The sequence below is a fragment of the Empedobacter sp. GD03739 genome, from assembly GCF_029843245.1.
Classification (GTDB): domain Bacteria; phylum Bacteroidota; class Bacteroidia; order Flavobacteriales; family Weeksellaceae; genus Empedobacter; species Empedobacter falsenii_B.
This window is the reverse complement of record NZ_JAOCHX010000004.1, coordinates 51,956-75,342: the sequence shown is the minus strand read 5'-3', so window position 1 is coordinate 75,342 and position 23,387 is coordinate 51,956. Positions and strand designations below refer to the sequence as shown.

The window sequence follows — 23,387 nt, the reverse complement described above, 5'->3', positions numbered from 1 at the left end:
ACAAAATGAAAAAAGTTCATTTTATTGCAATTGGTGGAAGTGCTATGCACAATTTGGCGATTGCTTTGCACGAAAAAGGTTATCAAGTAACGGGGTCTGACGACGCAATTTTCGAACCTTCGAAAACACGTTTGGACCAACGTAGAATTTTACCAGAAGAAATGGGTTGGTTTCCAGAAAAAATTACAACAGATTTAGATGCTGTGATTTTGGGAATGCATGCTCACGCTGATAATCCTGAAATGTTACGTGCTCAAGAATTAGGTTTAAAAATCTATTCATATCCAGAATATTTGTACGAACAATCAAAAGATAAAACGCGTGTTGTAATTGGTGGTTCGCATGGAAAAACGACAATTACATCAATGATTCTTCACGTTTTGCATTATCATAATATCGATGTTGATTATATGGTTGGTGCGCAATTGGATGGTTTTGATGTGATGGTAAAATTGACAGAAGACAACGAATTTATGATTATGGAAGGTGATGAATATTTATCATCTGCCTTAGATCGTCGTTCAAAATTCTTGTTGTATCAACCAAATATTGCGTTGATTTCAGGTATTGCTTGGGATCATATCAATGTTTTTCCAACGTTTGCAGATTACACTTCTCAATTCTCAAAATTCGTAGAATCTATCGTGAATGGAGGTGCTTTAATTTACAACGAAACAGACGAAGAAGTTGTTAAAGTGGTAGAAGAAACGGAGAAAGCAATCAAGAAATTCCCTTATCATTTACCAGAACATTTTATCGAAAATGGAATCACTTTTATCGAAACAGAAGATGGACCAATTCCGTTAGAAGTCTTTGGTAATCATAACTTGATGAATTTAGAAGGTGCTCGTGCAATTTGTAAACAATTAGGTGTAATGGATGATGATTTCAACGAAGCAATTCAATCATTCAAAGGAGCATCTAAACGTTTGGAATTAATTAATCGTACTTCTGATTTTGTTGCGTATAAAGATTTTGCCCATGCGCCAAGTAAAGTAACTTCAGTTACGAATGCAGTAAAAGAACAATATACAGATAAAACAGTTGTAGGATGTTTAGAAATCCACACCTATTCGTCTTTAAATCCTGAGTTTTTGGTTCAATACAAAGGCGCTTTAGACAAAGCTGATATCAAAATTGTGATGTATAGCCCAGAAGCGTTAGAAATAAAACGTATGGAAATGATTTCTCCAGAAGATATCAAAAAAGCGTTTGGAGACGATTCGATTTTGGTGTTTACAAATGGTGAACAATTGCAAGATTATATCGAAAGTTTAGATAAAAAAGATAAAGTATTTTTGATGATGAGTTCAGGAAACTTTGGTGGAGTAAACTTGAATGAATTATTTAAAGCATAAAAAAAATCACCTTTTTTGAAAGGTGATTTCCACTTAAATATCTATAAAATATAGAAAAAGAGAACTTAATTTTTTAGGTTCTCTTTTTATTTTTTCTCAAATGGTCAAAATAATCATTTTGGGTTTTTGGATTACTTCTTTTCAAATATCAGTAAACTTAGAACTATTTTAAACTTTTTCGGAACTATTAATTTTAAAAACATTATTTTAGAAAAAAACAGAGGTGATATAAACTTTTAGTAATACTCTACTCACTTTTGTTAGCTTTCGCCATCAAAAAACACCTCTGTTTTTACTATAAAATTATAGTGACCCTTTTGATAGTAACAAAGATGATAAAAATCGAGATTAAAAAAAGTTTGAAAAGTAGCCTAAAGATGTCCAAAACGGAAGTTATTGTAAACTTTTTCTAAATTGAGTTGGACTAATTTTTAGATGTTTTTTGAAAAAATTTCCGAATGAATATTGGTCAGAAAAGTTTAACTCATTCGAAATTTCAGAGATTGTTTTAGATGTATCACTCAACAATATTTTCGATTCACGAATCACAACAGAACTGATCAATTCTTTTGTCGTTCTACCTGTTATTGATTTGCAACATTCTGTTAAATAACGCACCGTGATATTCAATTTATCTGCATAATATTTTGCATCTCTATTTTCTGTATAACCCTTATTTAAGTCATTCAAAAAACGCTTTACAATATCATCTTTTCGCGTTCCTTTTCTTACAATAATTGTTTGTTGTTTCGAAAGTTCGCTAAACGTTGTGTAAACAATCGCATAAAATAAATTGAACTGTAAATAGCGTACGAATTTGGTCAATTTCTCTTGCAAACGCAACTTCAATTGCAATAAAAGTTCGATTAAAGCAGAAAATTCTATTTCATTGAAATGATAATTATTGATTCTACCTTCACCAAAAAATTGGTTGTATTCATAACCACTCAAATCGATAATCGATGTATCTAAAATCTTTTTGGTTAAAACTAAACTCAACAATTCTAAATCAGATGATTTTGAAATTATTTGGTAAGATTTATTAGGTTCTGGGAAGAAAACATCGTGTTGTTTAAGTTTAATTTCTTGATTATTTTGAGAAATAATTAAATAACCATGTTGAATAAAAATCGTTTGAATCAAATCTTTTTTCAAACGTTTATTCTCGACAGTTTGCTGAATAAATTCCTCTTGATCAAAAACATTAAAATTCTCCATAAATCAACACAATATTCAATTAATTTGACACAAATTTTAATCCAATAATTGAGCAGATTAAAGTCGTTAAGAAGAAAACGCGCCAAAAACTTGCTGGTTCTTTAAAAATAAAAATTCCGACCAAAACTGTTCCGACTGCTCCAATTCCCGTCCAAACTGCATAAGCCGTTCCGATTGGTAATGTTTGCGTTGCTTTTACCAACAAAACCATGCTCACCGTTAAGAAAAATAAAAAACCGCCATACCATAAATAGGTGTCATTTCCGGTTGCTTCTTTTGCTTTTCCAAGACATGATGCGAAACCGACTTCGCACAATCCTGCGATTAGTAAAATTACCCAATTCATTTTTTACTGATTTGTTTATAAAAATTAAGACTACAAAAAATTGTAGCCTTAAAATTAATTATTTATTTTTTGAATTATTTACCGAAACTATCGCTAAATTCTACTTGACCTTTGATGTGTACTTCGCTCCATGTTTTAGAAACGCCATCTGCACCTTTGTGTAATTCGAAACAAGCTTGATTAAGAGCTTCCATCGCTTTCCCTGTGTTAAAATCCATCAAATCAACATCTGTTTCAATTGTAAAAACATTGTTCTCAAACGTCGATTTTACTTCATATTCTTTAGAAGCATTATTCAACGTTAAATTCAAGAAAGTTTTACCATCTCTGAAATGTAATTGACCTTTGATTTCGCTTGTATTGATCATATTTCCGAACAAAATATCTTTCAATTTTTGATCACGATCAATTTGATCTGAATTTAATGTAGCAACTGTCGCTATAATATTTGCACCTTCTAAAACTTCTTGAGGCGTTTTTCCATCTTCTTTTGCGTCTTTCACCAAAACAACATCAAAACGTCCTGAAACAGCCACTTTTTCTGTTGTTTTATAAGCCGTCCACTCAACTCCAGATTTTCTAATTACACCCTCTACAATTTCCGTTGGTTCTTCCACTGTAACAGCAGATTTAGCAGGTTGTTCAACTGGTTTTTCTTCTGTTTTATTCGTACAATTCATCAGCATTACTGATGCACAGCATATAATCGCTATAGATAATTTTTTCATTTCAAACTTTTATGCTACAAAAATACAACAAGCCAAGACTAATTCACAATTGATTTTTAACATATTCTGAAAAAACTCTACTTTTGTAAGATGATAAAAAATCTTCTAAATACATGTTTGATTATCATTTGTTTGCCATTTATCTTAATTTATGAGATTTATTGTTCGGTTTACAAATACAGAAAATAAATTGGTAACTTCGCTTTCAAATTGGAAAGATGAGCGAAAGAATAATAGGAATAATAGGCGCTATACCGCAAGAAATAAACGGTGTAGTCAATTTATTAACAAACAAGCAAGAACATAAAATTGGTCGAAGAAGTTATTTTACTGGAAAATTAAACAATCAAAAAGTTGTGGTCGTTTATTCTCGTGTTGGTAAAGTTGCTGCCTCTGCTACGGTTACAACCTTAATCCTTGAATTTAACGTTTCTGAATTGATTTTTACAGGTGTTGCAGGTGGAATTCATGCTGATGTAAAAATTGGAGATATTGTTCTAGGGCAAAGTTTGATTCAACATGACATGAATGCTCAACCTCTTTTTCCTGCTTACGAAATTCCGATGTTAGGAAAAGCTTATTTTGAGGCTGATTCTTCTCAATTACAAGTTGCGACAACAGCGATTTTAGAAATTTTAGAAGAGCAACATCTGCATAATGTGATTTCTGAAAAAGATTTGGATAAATTTAATATTCATCAACCTCAACTACATGTCGGTTTAATTGGTTCTGGAGATTTATTTTTCTCGACAAATTCTCAGAAAGAAAAATTACAACAAAACTTACCCGAAATGCTTTGTGTCGAAATGGAAGGCGCTGCTGTAGCACAAGTTTGTTATGAATTTGATATTCCTTTTATCATCATCAGAACAATATCAGACGATGCCGACGATCATTCTACATTAGATTTTAATAGTTTTATAGAAAAAATTTCGAATGTATATTCAATAGAGATTATTAAGAACATCATCAAGTAAAAAGTCCTTTAAAAAGGGCTTTTTTATGATGCACACATTAATAAAAAAAATCATCAAAAGATTTGATGATTTGCTTTCCAAATATTTAAAATGGATTGTGGGGAGAGCAGGATTCGAACCTGCGAAGGTTACCCAACGGATTTACAGTCCGTCCTCGTTGGCCGCTTGAGTATCTCCCCGCCTAATAATAAAGTATTCTTCAAAAAAGAAGAGCCGATAGAGGGACTCGAACCCACGACCTGCTGATTACAAATCAGCTGCTCTAGCCAGCTGAGCTACATCGGCGATTTTTTATTTTTGTTTTAAAAGTAAAATATAAACTTTTTTGGAGCCGATAGAGGGACTCGAACCCACGACCTGCTGATTACAAATCAGCTGCTCTAGCCAGCTGAGCTACATCGGCTTTTTAGTGGGGAGAGCAGGATTCGAACCTGCGAAGGTTACCCAACGGATTTACAGTCCGTCCTCGTTGGCCGCTTGAGTATCTCCCCGACCTATATTTTTGTTGAGCCGATAGAGGGACTCGAACCCACGACCTGCTGATTACAAATCAGCTGCTCTAGCCAGCTGAGCTACATCGGCAAAAATATTATTATTTGAATATTTCAAATTGAAAACAGGAGATTCATTTCTCGAAAGAAGTGTTGTTCCTTTTTCGTGGTGCAATATTAGGGCAGTTTTTCGAAACTCGCAAATGTTTTTTCAAAAAAAAGTAGAAGTTTTTTCTAAAAAATCACTTCAATTTTGAAAATCAGAATTTTAGAATTCAAAAAAAAATTAAACTTTTTTTCAATAAAAGTAAAAAAGATAATATTCTATTTACATTAGAGTCCCTATTTTTGTAGTCAATTAATCATTAATGCATCTTATCATACAAATTTTGCAACTTTTCGGAGCAATTGCTTTGTTCATTTTTGCGATAAAACTATTAAGCGAAAATTTACAAGCGTTATCTGGATCGAATTTTAAACGTACTCTAAACAAATTAACCAAAAACAATTTATCGACAATTGTTACAGGTACTTTTTTTACAACAGCCATACAATCTTCGTCGGCTGCGAGTGTGTTTATATTGGGATTTGTAAATGCTGGATTGATTAATTTGCGAAAAGCATTTGGCTTAATATTAGGCGCAAATATCGGAACTACGCTTACATTATGGTTGGTCTATTTCGGAATGAAATTCGATTTGGTACAAATTGCATTGCCTCTTATACTGGTGGCTTTTCCATTTTATTTATCGAAAAAACGTAACCAAAGAAAAGTAGGTGGAATTTTATTTTCGCTTTCCTTACTTTTTCTTTCACTTTATTTCCTGAAAACTTTTTTACCTTCTATCGAAAGTCATCAGAAGTTACAAGAATTCTTTCAGCAATTATCACATTATGGCTTATTGACTAATTTGTTGTTTATTCTATTCGGAATATTATTAACGGTTTTAGTCCACTTTTCATCTGCATCCATTACGATTGCAATTTTATTAGCGAGCAAAGGTTTACCTATCGAATTAGCTGCAATGATTGTTTTGGGAGCAAATATCGGAACAACTTTTACAGCGCATTTAGTTGCAGCAATTGGAGATAAATACACGAAAGTTGTCGCAGCATTTCATACATTTTTCAATATTGTAATTGCGTTGATTTTTATGTTGATTGCAAATTTTGTTTTAAAATTTATTGGCTCAACAATTTCATCAAATATCGCTGTTCAGCTGATTACTTTTGATACGATTAGTAATTTGGTTGGTGTAATTTTATTTACTCCTTTTATCAATAAAATAGCTTTCTATTGTCAGAAAAAATATTTCTCTGTAAAATCTACTGACAATAAATTAGAATTTTATGCAATTCCATTCGGTACAAATTCTGACCTATATAAAAATGAAGCCAATAAAAAACTTCTGAAACTTGCTTCTACAACGAAACAAACGATTTATACGCTTGGACGAATGATTACTGAAAGTGATGAAGAAAAGATTTTGGTTTTTCGTGAACGAATTTTGGAACTGGAAAAAGAAGGTGATCAATTGGAGAGAGAAGTCAATGAATTTTTGAATGAAATTGCTGATTTAGATTTACCAAACGAAAATACAATTGCGATTCATCAACTAATTACACTTTGTCATCATCTGGAAAGTGTGGGCGATATTGCGATTAAGATTTCTTCTATTCATCGTCGTCGTAGAATGACAAATAGTTATTTTACACCAAAAATGAGAACGTATTTGGTCGAATTTCAAAATAATTTGGATCAAACAACGCGTATTCTAAATCAAAATTTGAACGAAACACAAGAAGAAGTTTCTATCAAACAAGCGGAGTTTATCGAAAAAACGATTAATACAATTTACAAAGAAGCCGAAGCAAATTTAATGAAGACGATCGAAAAAGAGAAACTTTTGACTACAAGTGCGCTTTTCTACAAAGATCTAATTCAGAATTACGAAATTCTTGGCGATCATCTTTACAAAGCCAATGCAACAATTGTTAAGCTAAAAAATCAGTAGATTTTTGTAAGTTTAAAGAAATTTATTGCATGGCTACTACATTTACAATAAAGCTTGAAGAACAAATTATTGGAACTACAGAATTTGAATTTGCAGATGTTCCGATGGGAGTTGTTTATGGCAAAATAAATTTTATAGATATTGAATCTCCTTATTTATTATTCAAAAATTATTGTTTAGCAAATAACATCCATATAAATTATGATTCTGAAAAAGAAAGATTGATAGACACAGCGATTATTCCAAATCTTAGAATTTATTATAATGATTTTAAAGAAGAATTAAAAAGTTGGGGAAGTTCTATTTCTGGAATTGAAATTTCTGATGACGTATTTGAATTTGAAATTACTTTATATGGTTTAGAATCTGAAACGATGTCAACTTTATTCAAACATCATTTTGATGAATATTTTAAATAATAACTTGTCTTGAATTAAAATTCGTCAATTCGAGTGATTTTTAGAAATATATTTCTAAAAATTGTATCGAGAATTAAGATGAATTTTATCTTCTAAAACCTTATTCTCGACACAAAATTCTAAACGAATTTCACTCGAATTGACGGTTTTATTTATAAAATAATATAATTACTTCGCTCACTTCTACTCTATTTTGTAATTTTGCAAAATGTTTGATTCAAAGCAAATTTTTTCTATTCAATCCGAAGAAGATTTCCAAAACGTTGCATTGGAAGTTTTCCGTTATCAAGCGCAAGAAAATGAGGTGTACAAAAACTTCTTAAATTTCTTGAACGTTGATTATTCTACTGTAAAACACACCAACGAAATTCCTTTTTTACCGATTCAGTTTTTTAAAAAATTTGAATTGATTTCAGGAAATCGTGAAGTGGAAAAGATTTTTACAAGTTCTGGAACAACTGGAATGGCGACAAGTAAACATTTAGTAACGGATTTGGCATTGTATCATTATAGTTTAGAAAAATGTTTTGAACAATTTTACGGACCTCTTTCCGATTACACTATTTTCGCGCTTTTACCTTCGTATTTGGAGCGTACAGGTTCGTCTTTAATTGATATGGTGGAGTATTGGATTGAGAAATCTGGCAGCGATAAAAGTGGTTTTTATTTGTATAATCACGATGAATTGTACGAAAATATTCTCGCGCATGAAAAAACGGGTAAAAAAGCTATTTTGATTGGTGTTTCGTTTGCTTTATTAGATTTTGTTGAAAATTATAAAATGAATTTGCAGCATACAATTGTGATGGAAACTGGCGGAATGAAAGGTCGCAAGAAGGAAATTACGCGCGAAGAATTGCATTCAATTTTGAAAAATGGTTTCGGCACAAATGAAATTCATTCGGAATATGGAATGACGGAATTGCTTTCGCAAGGATATTCTAGAGGAGATTTGACATTTAAATCGCCAAATTGGATGCGAATTCTGATTAGAGAAACCGAAGATCCTTTCCAGTATGTTGAAGAAGGAAAAACAGGTGGCGTAAATGTGATTGATTTAGCAAATTACAATTCGATTAGTTTTATTGCAACTGATGATTTAGGTAAAAAAATAACTCACAATCAATTTGAAATATTAGGACGTTTCGATCATTCGGATGTGCGAGGTTGTAATTTGATGGTGATTGAATAATAAACAAAATCCCGCACTGAAAAATTCAGTGCGGGATTTTGTTTATTTCTTTTTCATTAAAACTTCTTTCAGAGATTCTGTTTTTATTTTCTCAAAAAATTGTTTCAATTCATTGTATTTATCCGCTTCATAAACACCTTCTGGCAATAAAAATTGAATTGCTAGTATCAATTGTCCATCTTTCACTTTTGCTTCCTGATAATACTCTAAACCAAGCTCAGTTTTGTGATGCGCTTTGTATTTTTCATCAATTATCACTTCATAACCTTCTGGAATTTTAGATTTCACCTGAATATTAAACAAATAAGGATAATTAAATTCTATTTTGCGCTGACGATTTTTATCTTCAAAAGTATATTGTTTTAGAAATTCGCGCAAAGGATTAATAAATGTATAAAATGGAGCATTCGGAATTACAGCTTTTGCTTTATAATTTTTAACGTAAGAATCAGTATCAAAAAACGTTTTATCATTAATTTCTTCGTCCAAACGCACATCTAAAGATTCAGTCAAATACCTATTCAAAACATTTTTTTCGTCTACATCATCATCATAAAAATAACCATTGAATTTGTCTTTACGATAGAGAACTAAATTTCCATTACTCATAAAATCATACTTTAATGATGATTCATAATAAGACAATTTTTGATTCAACTTTACAAACGAAGCATCACCTTTTTTGATGACAATTCCATGATAATTAAATACATCTAAAGGTCCAAATTCTATTTGTTCTTTATTTAATTTCGAAGCATCCAAAATAATATTTGAAGCGCCATTATTTATTTTCACAACTGTTAAAACAGAATTGAATTGATTGACAATTGGATAAGAAAACAAAATTTGTCCATGATGACGACTACTAAACATAACCATCGAAGTTTCGAAACCTTTGGCTGTTAAAATTTCATTCAATAAAAGATTCATATCTGCCGTAGAACCAGACTTTTCTTTCAATAAAGTTTTGTTTGAACGCGTTGGAATAATTCCATAAAATCTGTTCCATTTTACATTTGAATCAATATATTCAATCACATTTTTCAAGGTTTCTACCTCATCTTTTCCATTCGGAATATTTTGCGCTAAATCTCTGATTGCAGAAGGATTTCGATACAAATCATATTGTGCATTTATATCTTGAATCAAATCTCTCCACGCGCTCATTGTAGTTTTTTTCGCTCCATCTGTATGATAAGTAGCAGCCTGAATTTTGATACGTTCACTCTGATCTTCAGGATTATAAACGTATTTTAATTGATTATAACTTTGGATATTATGTAATAACCACTCCGTTGAACTTGATTTGCCTTTATACTTTGTATTCAAACCATCACCAATTGTAATAATCGAATATGTACCATAAGCCTGATTATTTAATCGAAACTTGCTCGAAAGCGTTGGTATATCATGTTGGAAATTCCACGCATCAATAGAAAAATTGTGTTCGCTACTTTTGATATAAGTATATTCGATAATAGAACCAACTTTTACATTTGGAAAAGTAAAACGTTTTACAGCATACAATTCATTTAAAGAAACATCAAAAATTTCTTTCTCATCAATCGGAGTCATTTGCTCTACTCCATTTACAATATTTATCGTACTTCCCTTGATTCCGCTTATAGATTCATTTCTATTCTTGCTGTAATAATTCAGTTGTATATTTGCTTCATCAAGTCCTTTATCAGTCAGTATTTTGATTCTTCGTTTTACAGTCAAATAATAATTAGACGAAGTTAAATCCATTTTTCCTTCTTCCGAAAGAATAACAGCATCTACATTTTTCTCAAAAGGAACTTGAGTTAAGTTAATTTCTTGCTCCGAAATTTTTCCGAATTTTAAATCTTTCGATTGCGCATTTGTATATAATGCAATAAATAAAAAGAGTAAAGTAATTTTTAATTTCATTTCAATTTGTAATTCCTGCAAAAGTACAATACACAATAATACATAAAGAATAATCTAAATAAAATTTTCGTTACTTTTCTATCAATTCTTCTAACGCTTTTTCTAAAGTAGGATATTGAAATTCGAAGCCTGTTTCTTGAATTTTAGTTGCATCAATTCTAGATCCATTTAGGACTAAACTACTCATCTCACCTAACGCTAATTTCATAACAAAAGCAGGAATATTAGGAATAAAAAAAGGTTTATTCATTTTTCTCGCTAACCTATGATTGAATTCCGAATGATTTATATATTGCGGTGAAGATGCGTTATAACTTCCTTTTATTTTATCATTATCTACAGCTTCCGCATACATTTGTATCAAATCTGTAATATGTATCCAAGGCATCCATTGTTTTCCGTTACCTAGATTTGCTCCTACACCAAGTTGAATAGGTTTTTTTAATAATTTGAAACCTTCGCTGTTCTTTGACAAAACCAAAGAAGTTCTAAGACAAACCACTCTTGCACCTATTTTTTCAAACTGATAAGCTGCATTTTCCCACGCAACACAAACTTTACCTAAAAAATCAATGTTCGGTTCATCAGATTCTTTGAAAATCTTGTTCGAAGTAATTTGTCCATAATAAGCAGTTCCAGAGGCTGAAATAAAAAACTTTAGCGGGATTTCTAATTTTTTGACATACTCAAAAAGTAAATTCGCTGTATCAACTCTACTCGAAAAAATTTCTTTTTTGTAAGAATTTGTCCATCTTTTCGCAATTAAGCTTCCAGCCAAATGAATAATTCCATCCAAATTTTCAAAAACTTTTTCATCAATTGTATCTTTCTCCCAATGATAAAAAGGATGTTCAATCTGTTTTTCTCTTGTCAAAATGCGAACTTGATGACCATTTTCAATTAAAATCTTCGTTAATTCTGAACCAATTAATCCACTTCCACCAGTCAATAGAATATTCATACTAAAATTTTTTCCTAATTTAGCTCATTCCAAAAATATAAACCAATGTTTAAAGGTAGATTTCCTTATCTAAAAAGAATGGGGGCTGATGAAGAAAAGAAGCTAAAACAAAAAATATTCGATATAGTTTTTGAAGCTGATACACCTTATGGAAAACTTTTTGATATCTCGTTATTACTTTTAATTTTATTAAGTGTAGGTTTGGTTATGTTGGAGTCTATTCCAGCAATTAATGCGAGACACCATACAGTTTTAGTATCTTTAGAATGGATTTTAACCTTTTTGTTTACTATAGAATATTTATTAAGAATCTATTGTGTTAAAAATCGTTGGCGATATATTTTTAGTTTTTATGGAGTTATTGACTTATTGTCTATTTTACCGTTTTATCTTGGTTTAGTTTTACCTACAAGTAAATACCTAGCAAGTATTCGTATTTTAAGATTGCTACGTATTTTCAGAATTTTTAACCTTACACGATTCACACGAGGAAAAAATGTATTGGTACTTGGACTGAAAGAAAGTAAAGATAAAATCATTGTTTTTTTATCATTTGTTCTCTTAATTGTTGTCGTTATCGGATCTATCATGTATATGGTCGAACACGATCATCCTGAATCTGGTTTCACAAGTATACCAATCAGTATTTATTGGGCAATTGTCACTTTAACAACTGTAGGTTATGGTGATATTTCTCCTGTTACAGGTTTAGGACAATTCTTAGCTTCTGTTGTAATGATTATAGGTTATGGTGTAATTGCTGTTCCCACAAGTATTGTAACTATGGAAATGAATAAAGCGGCTAAACATAAGGAAGATATTCCTACAAACACGCAAAGATGTCGCAATTGTGGCGATGATTACCACCTAGATGGTGCTATTTATTGCAAAACCTGCGGGCATCTTTTAAATGAACCTTAAAATTTATCCAAATTAATGAATCGATTATTGTCAATATGATTAACGTATTCGTAATTTTTGGTGTAATTAATTGACATATTCAATTCATAACCAACTAACATCAAAATCACATTGATGTATACAAAAATCATCATAATCATTACTAATCCAAGCGATCCATACAACAAATCAATGTTTGTAAAATAACTTAAATACGAATTAAAACCTATCACAGTTAACAAGAACAAAACTGATGTCAAAATAGCACCAGGTAAAACTGTGCTACGCGATTTTTTGTGATTTGGTCCGAAATAATACAACATACACATCGAAACAAAGTAGAAAAGAAATACCGAAAAATAGTTGATTAGATACGAAAACTGTCCAAGTTTACTTAAAAATGAAACGTTGGTTAAGTATTTCCAAATAATTGATGTCGAATAAGATAAAAACACTTGTAACACAATAAAAACTGTAAAAAACAAGGTTAAAATTATCGAAATCATTCTCGATTTTGAGTTTTTTCGCTTTACATAAACATCTTGATACGAAACATTAAACCCATTTATAATTCCTTGTATTCCGTTAGATGACATAAAAATTGTAATCAAAATCAAGAAATAATTCACTTTACGTTTTCCTTGTACAGCCGTCGTTTTATCAATATACGAAATCACTTCATTGCTCACATGTTTAGGCAAAAGTTGCGGAAGAAGTTGTGTAAATAACAAGTTTTTTATCTCTTGGTAATAAACCAAATGCGGTAAAATACTAAACAAAAAAAGCAAAAATGGAAACATACTAAAAAATAAAATCCATGAAACTGCTGCCGAACGCAACGGAAAATTACCTTTCATGACGCGAATCCAAAAAACTTTCAAGAAATCATATACCGTGATACCTGTATTTTTGTTCATCAATTTTGTTTTCGACCAAGCTCGAAAATAATTTATTCCTGTATATGTTTTAAAATCTTGTAGAATGCGCATATTTTTGTCTCAATAAATAATTTTGAATGAATATTACGACCATTTGTATCGGTAAAACAGACGAAAAAGCCATCGAAATGCTATTACAAAAGTATGAAAATCGATTGCCTTCGCACATTAATTATCAAAGAATTGAAATTCCTGACATCAAAAATCGTAAAAATTTGTCCGAAATTCAACAAAAACAAAAAGAAGCTGAGCAAATTTTGAGTAAAATCGTCAATACAGATTTTGTGATCATTTTGGATGAAAAAGGAAAACAGCCTACTTCGAAGCAATTTGCAGATGATATTCAAAATTACATGAATCAATCTGTCAAAAATCTTGTCTTTGTGATTGGTGGTCCTTATGGTTTTGACGAATCTGTTTACAATCGTGGAAATAAAAAAATGTCTTTATCCAATATGACATTTACGCATCAAATGGTTCGCTTATTTTTAACAGAGCAAATTTACCGAGGATTTAGTATATTGCAGGGTAAACCTTATCATCATGAATAACACCTCTCCGTTTGAAGAATTTGTTCCAAAGCAAGAAAATAAACTAAGTTTTGGCATTGGAAAAGCACTTTTGTATAGCGCGATTGCAGTGATTATGATGCAATTTGCTGGCGGACTTGTTTCTGCTCCTGCACTTTTTTACAAACCGCTTAATCACGTTCTTTTACCATTAGGATTTTTAACAGGAACGGTTTGTGCAATTGTTATTTTATTGATGTTGACACAAACTAAATTTGCATCAATTTTAAAAGATATCAAACACTCTTTTACACCAATTCAGCTTATATTATCAATAGCTTGTTGGTTATTTCTTTTGCCTTTAGCCGAAGTTGCAACAAGTTTAATCCCAACAACTGGACCTTTAGAAGAAATCTATAAAATTTTTCAAGCTTCTTTTGAAATGATGTTAGATTATAAAATCGCAGGGTTTATTATGATTTGTATTTTAGCTCCAATTTTCGAAGAAATTATTTTCAGAGGAATAATCTTGAAAGGAATGCTAAATTTCAATGTAAATCCTACCACTGCAATCTTAATCAATGGTTTTATTTTTGGATGCGCACACATGAATCCTTGGCAATTTATAGGCGCCGGACTTTTAGGAATCATTTTTGGAATAGTTTATTACCGCACAAAATCGTTGTTTTTGCCTATGTTATTACATTTCTTAAACAATACACTTTCCTACTCGTTAATGTTAATGCAAGGCGATATGGAAGGCGAAGTTTTTGCGCAAAGAGATTATTTATTAATTGGAGGAATGACACTTATCGGAATTTTATCTGTCTATTTATTAATCAAAAAAAACAGAACAAAAACAATATAAATGGAATTAATTTTTGCCACACATAACAACAATAAAGTAAAAGAAGTTACAAAAATGTTACCTTCTTACCTATCGATGAAATCGTTGACTGATATTAATTTCTTTGATGAAATTGAAGAAACTGGAACAACTTTCGAAGAAAATGCGCAATTAAAAGCGAAAACTATTTTCGATAAAACGGGTAAAAATATCTTTGCAGATGATTCTGGATTAGTGATAGAAGCGTTAGATGGTGCGCCTGGTGTATATTCTGCTCGATATGCAGGTACTGGAAAAGACGAAGATAATATCGCAAAAGCGTTGAAAGAATTGGAAGGAAAAACGAATCGAAAAGCGTATTTTATTTCTATTTTCTGTTTAATTTTAGATGGAAAGGAATATTTTTTCGAAGGACGAGTGAACGGAACTATTGCAACTGAAATTATGGGTGACAATGGTTTTGGCTACGATCCGATTTTTATTCCTGATGGTTTTTCAAAATCTTTTGCACAAATGTCTCCTGAAGAAAAAAATGCAATTAGCCACCGAGGAAAAGCTGTCGAAAAATTAAACGATTTTTTAACTAATCTAAACGTAAATTGAGTTTACAACTAACAATATTAGGATTTAATTCGGCATTACCAACAGCTTTTACGCATCCGACCGCTCAATTATTAAATATAGCAGAACGCTATTTTTTGATCGATTGTGGCGAAGGAACACAAGTACAATTGCGAAAAGCGAAGGCTAAATTCAACCGAATAAATCACATTTTTATATCGCATTTGCATGGTGATCATGTTTTTGGATTGATTGGATTAATTTCTACACTTCAATTGCTTGGTCGCGATATGCCTTTGCATATCCATGGTCCGAAAGGAATTGAGGAATTTATTACGACACAATTGCGCTTAACAGAATCTAATAATTCATTCGAGATTATTTTCAATGAATTACATACAAAAGAATCTGTTTTAGTTTTTGAAGATGATAAAGTTGAAGTTTATTCTATTCCACTAAATCACCGAGTTTATACAAATGGTTATCTTTTTCGAGAAAAGCCAAAACCTCGAAAATTGAATATGGATACAATCGAGGAATTTCCTGAAATTGAAATCTGCGATTATCAAAATTTAAAAAATGGAAAAGATTTTACATTAGAATCCGGAGAAATAATTCCGAATGATTATTTAACGTTTGATGCTCAAAAATCATTGAGTTACGCGTTTTGTTCAGACACAAAATATAAACCGGATATTGTTCCTATTATAAAAGATGTCGATTTGTTGTATCATGAATCAACATTTTTGCATGAATTGAAAGATTTAGCAGTTTACACTGGACATACAACTGCAAAAGAAGCTGGAATGATTGCGAAACAAGCCAATGTAAAAAAATTAATTTTAGGTCATTTTTCTAATCGTTATCACGATTATAAACCTTTATTAATCGAAGCCCAAGAAGAATTTACGAATACCGCTTTACCTGAATTGTTGAAAACAATAAAAATAAAAAGTTTGTAATTAAAATATAAAAAAATCCGTTCGAATAATCGAACGGATTTTTTTTGTTTTATAAATGTTTTACCTATTAAGGATTTTGAACTAAAACTCCTTTAGATAAGTTTATTTGCTGTTCTGGAATATATTCTACAATTTCATTTGCCGTTGGTGCAATTGTATAAAATGGATTATTTCCTGATAAATGAGTTCCTGGATATTGACGTTCCATTGTTAATCCATTTCTGAAAACATCAAATTTACGATGACCTTCCCAAGCCAATTCTAATTGACGCTCTTGCATCACAACATCTAATGCGGAAAGACCTCCTAAATTAGCTGTAGTCCACAATCCTCCTGTAGGAATGCCTGCTCTTTCACGAATAACATTAACATCTGTTAAAGCTGCATTTGTATTTCCTAATTTTGCATTTGCTTCTGCACGGATTAAATACATTTCACTTAAACGAGAAATAACTGGAGACCATAAATGAGATTGATCTTCTTGGCCTGAACATTTTAAAATATAATATTTTAAATATCCATTTCTATTTGCTAATTTATTATCGACTAAAACTGTTCTTTCTTTTCCTTCAATATTAATAAAATATTGGAAAGCATCTGCTCCATTCGATTTTTTAATTAATGTTTTCGTTACTCCAGATTCAGTATAGTTATAATCAGTTCCTGACTTAGTTACCACTACACTAGCGTATTGATAATTATCTTTTACATAATATGCATGTAATTCATTAGGTTTTTCAGCATCTAAGACTGGTTTAATTAAAGAATATCTAACATCTTGTGGATATTTACGAACTAACTCTAAATATTTACGTGAAGCATACATTTCTCCCCAACCAGAACCATTAATATTTGCATACATAGAACCAATTGTATACCATCCTCCATCTGGGTAATCAATATTTTTTACAAACTTGATTGAAAAGATATTTTCTGGATTTTTTTCAGGAGCATTAACTGCAAAGTTCTTATATTCATTTTTAGAAATTAATGTAAATTTTCCTGAATCAATTACTTTATTTGCATATTCAATTGCTTTTTGATTATTCTCCATGTAAAGATAAACACGAGACAATAATGCATAAACTGCTTCTTTTGATGCGTACACTTTATCACGACTTTCATCATTAATTAAAGCTTCTGCTTTATCTAAATCTGTTAAAATCTGATCATATACTTGTTTTACAGTACTTCTTGGTAAATTTTCGTACGGATCATCTTTTAATTTAATTGGCACTCCTAAATTTGTACTTGCACCTTGATTATAAGGACGTCCAAATACATTTGTTAAATAAAAGTACATTAAACTACGGATATATAAATTTTCCGCAATTAATTGATCATCCTCTTGCGATTTACCTTCTTCTAATTTCGTCAAGGTACTATTAACACCAGCAATAATCTTGTAAGAATATGCCCAATAGTTATTTACCCTACTATTATTTACAATTCGTTGATAATTGTAATTATTCATTAAATTATCTGTTGTAGAACCACTCAATGCAACATTGTCTCCTGGATATTCAGTAATTCTATGCCAATTTTCTACCCAATTCTTCATTAAGCTATAGTTACCTAACGTTAGGTTTTTAGGAGAACCATCAATATGATCAATTTCTCCTTCAGGTATACTTGTATAAGGCTCATAACCTAAGTCACATGATGTTAAACTCAAAAAAGTTACAGATGCCAATATATATACTATTTTTTTCATTTTTAATTTTTTAGAAAGTTAGATTTAAACCAAATGTGAAACGTTTCGGATTTGGATAATTTGAAGTTCTATCTCCTGAAATAACAGCTTCTACATCAGCTCCTGTATATTTTGTAGCAGTCCACAAATTATCTCCTGAAATATATAATCCTAATCCTTTTAGACCAATTGATTCAATATCTTTTTGATCAAAATTATATCCTAATCTTAAACTTCTCATTCTTAAGAATGAAGCATCTTCTAAATAACGACTAGAGATTTTATTTGAGTTAGCATTACCATTGTAGACCAATTCTGGATGAGTTGCATTGTTTGGATCTGCAGCAGTCCAACGTTTCCAACCACTTTGCATTTTCATTTGGTTATAATATGGATATGCTCCGTCAGAATCAAATAATTCTCTACCAACATTATAGGCTAATCCTCCTTTAGAATACACAAAATCTGCACTTAATGTAAATCCTTTGTATGACATTGTTGAAGAAAATCCTCCATTAAAATCTGGAGTAGTATTTCCTATTCTTTGTAGACTTGCTTGATTATAATTGGTAACTGTTGTTATTTCTCCTGTTTTTTCATCTATTTTTTCCCACATTGGCTTACCTGTTGCAACATCTACACCAGCCCATTTACGCATATACCAAGTATCCATATCGTATCCTTCTTCGATACGTTTCATGTATCCATTTGCAGTAGCATCTACAAATATTGGAGTACCACCATACAACTCTTTTACTTTATTTTTATTCTTCGCTATATTGAAGGCTAAATTCCATTGAAATTCGCTAGAAGGCTTAAATAAGTTAGCATTAATAGAGAATTCTATACCTTTATTATTTACAACCCCTACATTATCCCAATAGCCTGACCATCCAGATGTATCAGGGAATTTAACGAAGAACAATAATCCATCTGTGTTCTTATTATACACATCTAGAGTCATATTAATTCGGTTAAATAAACCTATGTCTAAACCTATATTTGTATCCTTAGATGTTTCCCAAGAAACTGCATTATTTCCATACTGCCCTTGTGTTAATGCAGGCAAACTATTGTATTGCCCTGAGTTAGAATATAATTGATAATACATATATAGATTGTTGTCTGGACCAACATTACCTACAATACCATAAGAAGCTCTTAATTTTAAGTTCGAAATTGTATTAGAATCTTTCAAAAAAGCTTCATTGCTAACATTCCATCCTCCACTAATTGCATAAAAACCTTTGTATTGATTACCTTTTGCAAATCTAGATGATCCATCATAACGATAAGAAGCTTGCGCATAATAACGATTATCATAACCATAATTCACTTGTGCTAAACCAGCTTGGAATGCATAATCATTTCTTAAACCTTCAGATTTAAACGGAGTAACACCATTATTTAAAACTGTTGTTCCAGGAAGAACACCTTGTTTTGTAGCTCCTAAATTTTTATAATCATAATCAGAATACTCATAAGCTACATATCCAGATAAACTATGTAAACCAAATTTGCGGTTATAACGTAACATTTGGTTAAACAAGCGTACAATTCTTCTGTCTGAATATTGATAAATAGATCCATCATAATCTGCTCCTGAGATAGATTTAGGATCTACATAATACATAGATGTTTCTGAGTAATACTGTACATTATTTGTTGATTGAAAAGTTAATGAATTCGAAATTTTCCATTCAAAATCCATATTTGCTTGAATATCAAATTTATTTCCTTCACCATAATTAGTACTCAAATCATAATAATAATTCGAATAATCTCTTCCATACCAAGTACCTCCGTCCCAAGTATTTGGATTAATTAACTTACCATTTTTATCATAAGGACTATCCCAAGGCATATTTAGATACATATCATACAATGAATGCTCACGATCTTTCTCTGTCGTATAGGTAGCGTTTAATTTTGGTTTGAAAGTTAAACGATCAGAAAGTTTATGATCAAGATTAATTCTTGCAGATAATCGTTCATATTCATAGCCTTTTACAGTTCCTTTCTCATCATAATAATTAATCGTTGAATAAAGATTTGTTAATTCTGTATTAGAAGCAATGCTAACTGAAGCATCTTGTACAACACCTACAGTTGTTCCATTTTTTACCCAATCAAAATTTTGAGTAGCTAACTCCTTTGAAGGAATCTGATCTGTAGGAACTTTACTCATAGATAAGAAATTATCATACATTTCTTGACTATTCATCACTTCAAATTTTCCTGGATTAAATTTATTCCAACTAGAAGCGTAATCAACATTAATTGTTAGCCCTTTTCCACGTCCTCTCTTTGTTGTTACAATAACAACTCCATTTGCTCCACGAGAACCATATTGAGAAGTCGCTGCAGCATCCTTTAGAATAGAAATCGTTTCAACATCATTTGGATTTAAAACAGGCGTTTTATGATAAATAACTCCATCAACAACCCAAAGTGCATCCTGATTTCCATAAATAGAAGACTTTCCTCTAATTTTTAGACTTCCTGTTGAGCCAGGTTTTCCTGAGTTATTTATAATTGTTAATCCCGCATCTTTACCCTGCAATAAATTTGTAATATTTGGAGATTTTGTATCAACTAAATCTTTTGCACTTACAACTGAAACTGCTGTGGTTACTTCTTCTTTACGCTGTGTAGAATATCCAATTACAACTGCAGTTCCTAAATCTACAACTTTATCTTGTTGAAAATAACTAGATAAATCTCCTAAATTTCCAGAAGTAACAGTAATTTCCTTGCCTTTAATAATTAAAATATCACCGATTTTGGCATCAATATTAAAATCTCCATTTTCATCTGTGTAAGCTGCCTTATCAGTCCCTTTTATTTTTACCTCTACATCTGCTTCTGGAAAACCAACAGAATCTTTTACATGACCTGTAGTTTGAGCATAAGCAAACGATCCAAGAACAAAAAGAAGACTAAAAATTCTAATTTTTTTTTCTCATCTCTTGTGTTAAAATTGTTAATAATAAAAGTATTTAAAAAAAACACTTAAGAATTACTCTACAATTCAAATACAAAAATAAACCAAGTAATAAAAGAATATATAGAATAATTTTAGGAATTACTTGTTTCAATAAAATATTAAACTATTTTTTCAACTCTTAATAGAATGTTAAGAAATGGTAAAATTTAATATTTTATATTAAACTTTCAAAATCAGCCAAAAAAAATCCGTTCGATTATCGAACGGATTTTATATTTTTCCTAAAAAAGCAGTTTTTAGTAAGCAGCGTCTTTGATACGAGCTTTTTTACCACGTAATGCTCTGAAGTAGAAGATACGAGCTCTACGAACTTTACCTTTTTTGTTTACTTCAATTTTTTGTAACGCTGGCATGTTAACTGGGAAGATACGCTCTACACCAACATCTCCAGACATTTTACGGATTGTGAAAGTTTCTGTAGTTCCTTGTCCTCTTCTTTGGATAACAACCCCTTTAAAGAACTGAACACGAGTTTTTCCACCCTCTGTAATTTCTTGATAAACTGTAATAGTATCACCTGCTGCGAAAGCTGGGAACTCTTTTTTAGCTACGTATTTCTCTTGTACGTATTTTACTAAATTTTCCATTATTATAATTTCAATTTATTTGAATTGAGCAACTTAAACGTCTTTCGTCAGAGGTTGAACAATGTGGGTGCAAAATTAATCAAAAATCTTGATTATACAAATGATTCTCTTTCTTTTATGAATGAATTTTTATTAAATCATTTTCAAAAGATTGATTTGTTAATTGTGCTACGACTGATTTCATCGCTAAAAGTCGAGCAGTTTTTTTATCATCTGTCACAATTTCTAGCCAAGATGAACTTTCTGTTCCTGTTTGCTGAAACATTTTGTCAATGTAATTGGTATAAACATCCCATAACTCTTGTGCCTTTTGATCCAATGTTCCTAATTTCCATTGTTTCATTTCGTCATCTTTCCGATCTTGTAATCGTTCTGCTTGTTCTTCTTTCGAAATCGACAGGAAAATTTTAACCAAAATAATTCCATCATCTTGCAAAAGCTTTTCTACTTCTACTACTTGTTTCATAAACTTTGTATGTTGTTCTTCCGTACAAAATCCGAAAACAGGCTCTACAACAGCACGATTATACCAAGAACGATCAAAGAATACAATTTCACCTGCATTTGGTAATTCTTTAAAATATCGCTGAAAATACCATTGTCCTTGTTCTATTTCAGTCGGCTTTGGTAATGCTTCAACACGATATTTTTTAGGGTTTAGAAATTCTGTTATTCTCGAAATTGTTCCTCCTTTTCCAGCTGCATCACGACCTTCAAAAATAATTAACACACGTTTATTCTCTTGAATAACTTTAGATTGTATTTCTAACAATTTTTCTTGAAGTTCTTTTAATTCTTTCTCATAAGCGAGTTGTTCTTTGAACTTCTTTTCTTTTATAATATCATGTCTAACCAAAAAATCAATGATTTCTTGATTATTATTTATTTTTTCTAAATCATTTAAATCAAATTCAGCCATAGTTTTAGGTTTGATAATTAATTTTCTTCTTCTAAGTTTTGATGTTTCAAAATACGTTTATTTTTATCATCATAAGGTATTTTAGACAAAATATATTCCATCGCCTCTACTCTAGCCTTGTACTTTTTGTTGGCATCAATGATTTTCCAAGGAGCAAAATCTGTATTTGTTTTCGTAAACATTACATCTTTATAAGCTGAATAAACATCAAACAAATCTTGCGCTTTTTGATCTACAGAGCTATACTTCCATCGTTTGGTTGGTGAATTTACAATATCTGCAAAACGTTTTGCTTGTTGTTCTTTTGTAATCGAAAAATAAATTTTAATCAAATATATTCCCGAATTAATCCACATTTTCTCGACATCATTTACCTCGTTCATAAAAGTTTCATATTCCTCTTGTGTACAAAACCCATTTACAGGCTCTACAACAGCTCTATTGTACCAACTTCTATCAAAAAAAACAATTTCTCCTGCACGTGGTAACTGACGAACATAACGTTGAAAATACCATTGTCCTCGTTCTACTTCATTAGGCTTTGGCAGTGCTATAATTCTATGTTCACGAGGATTTAGATGTTCTACAATTCGACGAATTGCACCTCCTTTCCCAGCTGCATCTCGACCTTCAAAAACAATCACAACTTTTCGTTTATTTTCGGCTACCCAAGTTTGTAATTTTATCAATTCTTCTTGTAATTGCTCTATCCTATTTTCATATTTTACAGTACGCAAGGCTTTCGCAAAATTCAACTTTCCATGATCAGATTGTAAAAGTCCAACAAGACCTTTTTTGGTTTCGATTAATTTTAAATCTTTCGGTTTTAGCTCCATTTTCTTACAATT

General features: G+C 31.1%; 21 protein-coding genes and 5 tRNA genes. 10 read left to right on the top strand and 16 right to left on the bottom strand.

Translation table 11 applies throughout. The annotated features are described in order from the left end of the window. Positions 1–5 precede the first annotated feature (5 nt). Entirely contained in the window at positions 6–1,358 is a 1,353-nt protein-coding gene (gene murC / locus N5E64_RS02655) for a UDP-N-acetylmuramate--L-alanine ligase (RefSeq protein WP_125348833.1), read from the top strand. A 393-nt stretch (positions 1,359–1,751) separates the two neighbouring features. Here murC and N5E64_RS02650 read toward each other — a convergent pair whose 3' ends face one another. The 3 genes from N5E64_RS02650 to N5E64_RS02640 all read right to left on the bottom strand — a co-directional run bounded on the left by N5E64_RS02650 (position 1,752) and on the right by N5E64_RS02640 (position 3,650). After that, the gene (locus tag N5E64_RS02650; RefSeq protein WP_280035590.1) at positions 1,752–2,576 is read right to left on the bottom strand and encodes a helix-turn-helix domain-containing protein; all 825 of its coding nucleotides are present in this window, start codon (positions 2,574–2,576) and stop codon (positions 1,752–1,754) included. Positions 2,577–2,595: 19 nt separating this feature from the next. Further along, positions 2,596–2,922 carry a multidrug efflux SMR transporter gene (locus N5E64_RS02645; RefSeq protein ID WP_038334569.1) on the bottom strand — a complete coding sequence of 109 codons (327 nt, stop codon included), beginning with the start codon at positions 2,920–2,922 and terminating at the stop codon, positions 2,596–2,598. Between the two features lie 74 nt (positions 2,923–2,996). Then, a complete protein-coding gene (locus N5E64_RS02640) occupies positions 2,997–3,650 on the bottom strand; it encodes a YceI family protein (RefSeq protein WP_115001325.1) in 654 nt (217 codons plus the stop codon). A gap of 218 nt (positions 3,651–3,868) precedes the next feature. Between N5E64_RS02640 and N5E64_RS02635 the strand changes: the two genes are divergently transcribed. Continuing rightward, positions 3,869–4,627 carry a 5'-methylthioadenosine/adenosylhomocysteine nucleosidase gene (locus N5E64_RS02635; protein ID WP_280035587.1) on the top strand — a complete coding sequence of 253 codons (759 nt, stop codon included), beginning with the start codon at positions 3,869–3,871 and terminating at the stop codon, positions 4,625–4,627. A 98-nt stretch (positions 4,628–4,725) separates the two neighbouring features. Here the strand turns inward: N5E64_RS02635 and N5E64_RS02630 are convergent. The 5 genes from N5E64_RS02630 to N5E64_RS02610 form a co-directional block, all read right to left on the bottom strand. Then, positions 4,726–4,806: transfer RNA gene (locus N5E64_RS02630), tRNA-Tyr, on the bottom strand. 32 nt (positions 4,807–4,838) lie between these two features. Continuing rightward, a tRNA-Thr gene (locus N5E64_RS02625) sits at positions 4,839–4,912 on the bottom strand. Positions 4,913–4,953: 41 nt separating this feature from the next. After that, positions 4,954–5,030: transfer RNA gene (locus N5E64_RS02620), tRNA-Thr, on the bottom strand. A 7-nt stretch (positions 5,031–5,037) separates the two neighbouring features. Continuing rightward, positions 5,038–5,118: transfer RNA gene (locus tag N5E64_RS02615), tRNA-Tyr, on the bottom strand. A gap of 17 nt (positions 5,119–5,135) precedes the next feature. Further along, a tRNA-Thr gene (locus tag N5E64_RS02610) sits at positions 5,136–5,209 on the bottom strand. Between the two features lie 277 nt (positions 5,210–5,486). Between N5E64_RS02610 and N5E64_RS02605 the strand changes: the two genes are divergently transcribed. From N5E64_RS02605 to N5E64_RS02595, 3 genes are all read left to right on the top strand, one after another. Continuing rightward, on the top strand, positions 5,487–7,133 hold the full coding sequence (locus N5E64_RS02605) for a Na/Pi symporter (protein WP_280035586.1): 1,647 nt from the start codon (positions 5,487–5,489) through the stop codon (positions 7,131–7,133). A 29-nt stretch (positions 7,134–7,162) separates the two neighbouring features. Further along, positions 7,163–7,552: a hypothetical protein gene (locus N5E64_RS02600; protein ID WP_115001331.1), complete on the top strand. Its 390-nt coding sequence runs from the start codon at positions 7,163–7,165 to the stop codon at positions 7,550–7,552. A 208-nt stretch (positions 7,553–7,760) separates the two neighbouring features. Continuing rightward, positions 7,761–8,744 (top strand): acyl transferase, encoded by a 984-nt coding sequence (locus tag N5E64_RS02595; protein WP_280035585.1) that lies wholly within the window; start codon positions 7,761–7,763, stop codon positions 8,742–8,744. A gap of 42 nt (positions 8,745–8,786) precedes the next feature. Here the strand turns inward: N5E64_RS02595 and N5E64_RS02590 are convergent, their stop codons facing one another. Then, positions 8,787–10,655, bottom strand: coding sequence for a DUF3857 domain-containing protein (locus N5E64_RS02590; RefSeq protein WP_280035584.1), 1,869 nt, complete (start codon positions 10,653–10,655; stop codon positions 8,787–8,789). Positions 10,656–10,725: 70 nt separating this feature from the next. Beyond that, positions 10,726–11,616: a TIGR01777 family oxidoreductase gene (locus N5E64_RS02585; protein ID WP_280035582.1), complete on the bottom strand. Its 891-nt coding sequence runs from the start codon at positions 11,614–11,616 to the stop codon at positions 10,726–10,728. A 45-nt stretch (positions 11,617–11,661) separates the two neighbouring features. Between N5E64_RS02585 and N5E64_RS02580 the strand changes: the two genes are divergently transcribed. After that, complete coding sequence (locus N5E64_RS02580) at positions 11,662–12,537, top strand: ion transporter (protein ID WP_125348825.1); 876 nt, start codon at positions 11,662–11,664, stop codon at positions 12,535–12,537. Here N5E64_RS02580 and N5E64_RS02575 read toward each other — a convergent pair. Then, positions 12,534–13,505: a YihY/virulence factor BrkB family protein gene (locus N5E64_RS02575; protein ID WP_125348824.1), complete on the bottom strand. Its 972-nt coding sequence runs from the start codon at positions 13,503–13,505 to the stop codon at positions 12,534–12,536. The two genes, N5E64_RS02580 and N5E64_RS02575, sit on opposite strands and share 4 nt — an antisense overlap. A gap of 26 nt (positions 13,506–13,531) precedes the next feature. Here N5E64_RS02575 and rlmH point away from each other — a divergent pair, with 26 nt between their 5' ends. The 4 genes from rlmH to N5E64_RS02555 are packed head-to-tail and all read left to right on the top strand — an operon-like array spanning position 13,532 to position 16,333. After that, positions 13,532–14,005 (top strand): 23S rRNA (pseudouridine(1915)-N(3))-methyltransferase RlmH, encoded by a 474-nt coding sequence (rlmH, locus tag N5E64_RS02570; protein ID WP_038334530.1) that lies wholly within the window; start codon positions 13,532–13,534, stop codon positions 14,003–14,005. Continuing rightward, positions 13,998–14,831: a CPBP family intramembrane glutamic endopeptidase gene (locus N5E64_RS02565; protein ID WP_052217743.1), complete on the top strand. Its 834-nt coding sequence runs from the start codon at positions 13,998–14,000 to the stop codon at positions 14,829–14,831. The genes rlmH and N5E64_RS02565 overlap by 8 nt, the downstream gene beginning before the upstream one ends. Then, the gene (rdgB, locus tag N5E64_RS02560; RefSeq protein WP_125348823.1) at positions 14,832–15,413 is read left to right on the top strand and encodes an RdgB/HAM1 family non-canonical purine NTP pyrophosphatase; all 582 of its coding nucleotides are present in this window, start codon (positions 14,832–14,834) and stop codon (positions 15,411–15,413) included. Beyond that, positions 15,410–16,333 (top strand): ribonuclease Z, encoded by a 924-nt coding sequence (locus N5E64_RS02555; protein ID WP_125348822.1) that lies wholly within the window; start codon positions 15,410–15,412, stop codon positions 16,331–16,333. Before rdgB ends, N5E64_RS02555 begins: the two co-directional genes overlap by 4 nt. Positions 16,334–16,400: 67 nt before the next feature. Here the strand turns inward: N5E64_RS02555 and N5E64_RS02550 are convergent, their stop codons facing one another. From N5E64_RS02550 to ppk2 (N5E64_RS02530), 5 genes are all read right to left on the bottom strand, one after another. Continuing rightward, positions 16,401–18,047, bottom strand: coding sequence for a RagB/SusD family nutrient uptake outer membrane protein (locus N5E64_RS02550; RefSeq protein WP_280035578.1), 1,647 nt, complete (start codon positions 18,045–18,047; stop codon positions 16,401–16,403). Between the two features lie 10 nt (positions 18,048–18,057). Beyond that, positions 18,058–20,973 carry a SusC/RagA family TonB-linked outer membrane protein gene (locus tag N5E64_RS02545; RefSeq protein ID WP_280035605.1) on the bottom strand — a complete coding sequence of 972 codons (2,916 nt, stop codon included), beginning with the start codon at positions 20,971–20,973 and terminating at the stop codon, positions 18,058–18,060. A 296-nt stretch (positions 20,974–21,269) separates the two neighbouring features. Further along, positions 21,270–21,620 carry a 50S ribosomal protein L19 gene (rplS, locus tag N5E64_RS02540; protein ID WP_019975296.1) on the bottom strand — a complete coding sequence of 117 codons (351 nt, stop codon included), beginning with the start codon at positions 21,618–21,620 and terminating at the stop codon, positions 21,270–21,272. 115 nt (positions 21,621–21,735) lie between these two features. Beyond that, entirely contained in the window at positions 21,736–22,539 is an 804-nt protein-coding gene (gene ppk2 / locus N5E64_RS02535; protein WP_280035575.1) for a polyphosphate kinase 2, read from the bottom strand. A gap of 17 nt (positions 22,540–22,556) precedes the next feature. After that, positions 22,557–23,375, bottom strand: coding sequence for a polyphosphate kinase 2 (ppk2, locus tag N5E64_RS02530; RefSeq protein WP_125348818.1), 819 nt, complete (start codon positions 23,373–23,375; stop codon positions 22,557–22,559). Positions 23,376–23,387 lie beyond the last annotated feature (12 nt).

Bases quoted from the DNA above. Each gene is read 5' to 3' on its own strand.
- murC (WP_125348833.1), top strand. From the start codon at position 6: ATGAAAAAAGTTCATTTTATTGCAATTGGTGGAAGTGCTATGCACAAT.
- N5E64_RS02650 (WP_280035590.1), bottom strand. From the start codon at position 2,576: ATGGAGAATTTTAATGTTTTTGATCAAGAGGAATTTATTCAGCAAACT.
- N5E64_RS02645 (WP_038334569.1), bottom strand. From the start codon at position 2,922: ATGAATTGGGTAATTTTACTAATCGCAGGATTGTGCGAAGTCGGTTTC.
- N5E64_RS02640 (WP_115001325.1), bottom strand. From the start codon at position 3,650: ATGAAAAAATTATCTATAGCGATTATATGCTGTGCATCAGTAATGCTG.
- N5E64_RS02635 (WP_280035587.1), top strand. From the start codon at position 3,869: ATGAGCGAAAGAATAATAGGAATAATAGGCGCTATACCGCAAGAAATA.
- N5E64_RS02605 (WP_280035586.1), top strand. From the start codon at position 5,487: ATGCATCTTATCATACAAATTTTGCAACTTTTCGGAGCAATTGCTTTG.
- N5E64_RS02600 (WP_115001331.1), top strand. From the start codon at position 7,163: ATGGCTACTACATTTACAATAAAGCTTGAAGAACAAATTATTGGAACT.
- N5E64_RS02595 (WP_280035585.1), top strand. From the start codon at position 7,761: ATGTTTGATTCAAAGCAAATTTTTTCTATTCAATCCGAAGAAGATTTC.
- N5E64_RS02590 (WP_280035584.1), bottom strand. From the start codon at position 10,655: ATGAAATTAAAAATTACTTTACTCTTTTTATTTATTGCATTATATACA.
- N5E64_RS02585 (WP_280035582.1), bottom strand. From the start codon at position 11,616: ATGAATATTCTATTGACTGGTGGAAGTGGATTAATTGGTTCAGAATTA.
- N5E64_RS02580 (WP_125348825.1), top strand. From the start codon at position 11,662: ATGTTTAAAGGTAGATTTCCTTATCTAAAAAGAATGGGGGCTGATGAA.
- N5E64_RS02575 (WP_125348824.1), bottom strand. From the start codon at position 13,505: ATGCGCATTCTACAAGATTTTAAAACATATACAGGAATAAATTATTTT.
- rlmH (WP_038334530.1), top strand. From the start codon at position 13,532: ATGAATATTACGACCATTTGTATCGGTAAAACAGACGAAAAAGCCATC.
- N5E64_RS02565 (WP_052217743.1), top strand. From the start codon at position 13,998: ATGAATAACACCTCTCCGTTTGAAGAATTTGTTCCAAAGCAAGAAAAT.
- rdgB (WP_125348823.1), top strand. From the start codon at position 14,832: ATGGAATTAATTTTTGCCACACATAACAACAATAAAGTAAAAGAAGTT.
- N5E64_RS02550 (WP_280035578.1), bottom strand. From the start codon at position 18,047: ATGAAAAAAATAGTATATATATTGGCATCTGTAACTTTTTTGAGTTTA.
- rplS (WP_019975296.1), bottom strand. From the start codon at position 21,620: ATGGAAAATTTAGTAAAATACGTACAAGAGAAATACGTAGCTAAAAAA.
- ppk2 (WP_280035575.1), bottom strand. From the start codon at position 22,539: ATGGCTGAATTTGATTTAAATGATTTAGAAAAAATAAATAATAATCAA.
- ppk2 (WP_125348818.1), bottom strand. From the start codon at position 23,375: ATGGAGCTAAAACCGAAAGATTTAAAATTAATCGAAACCAAAAAAGGT.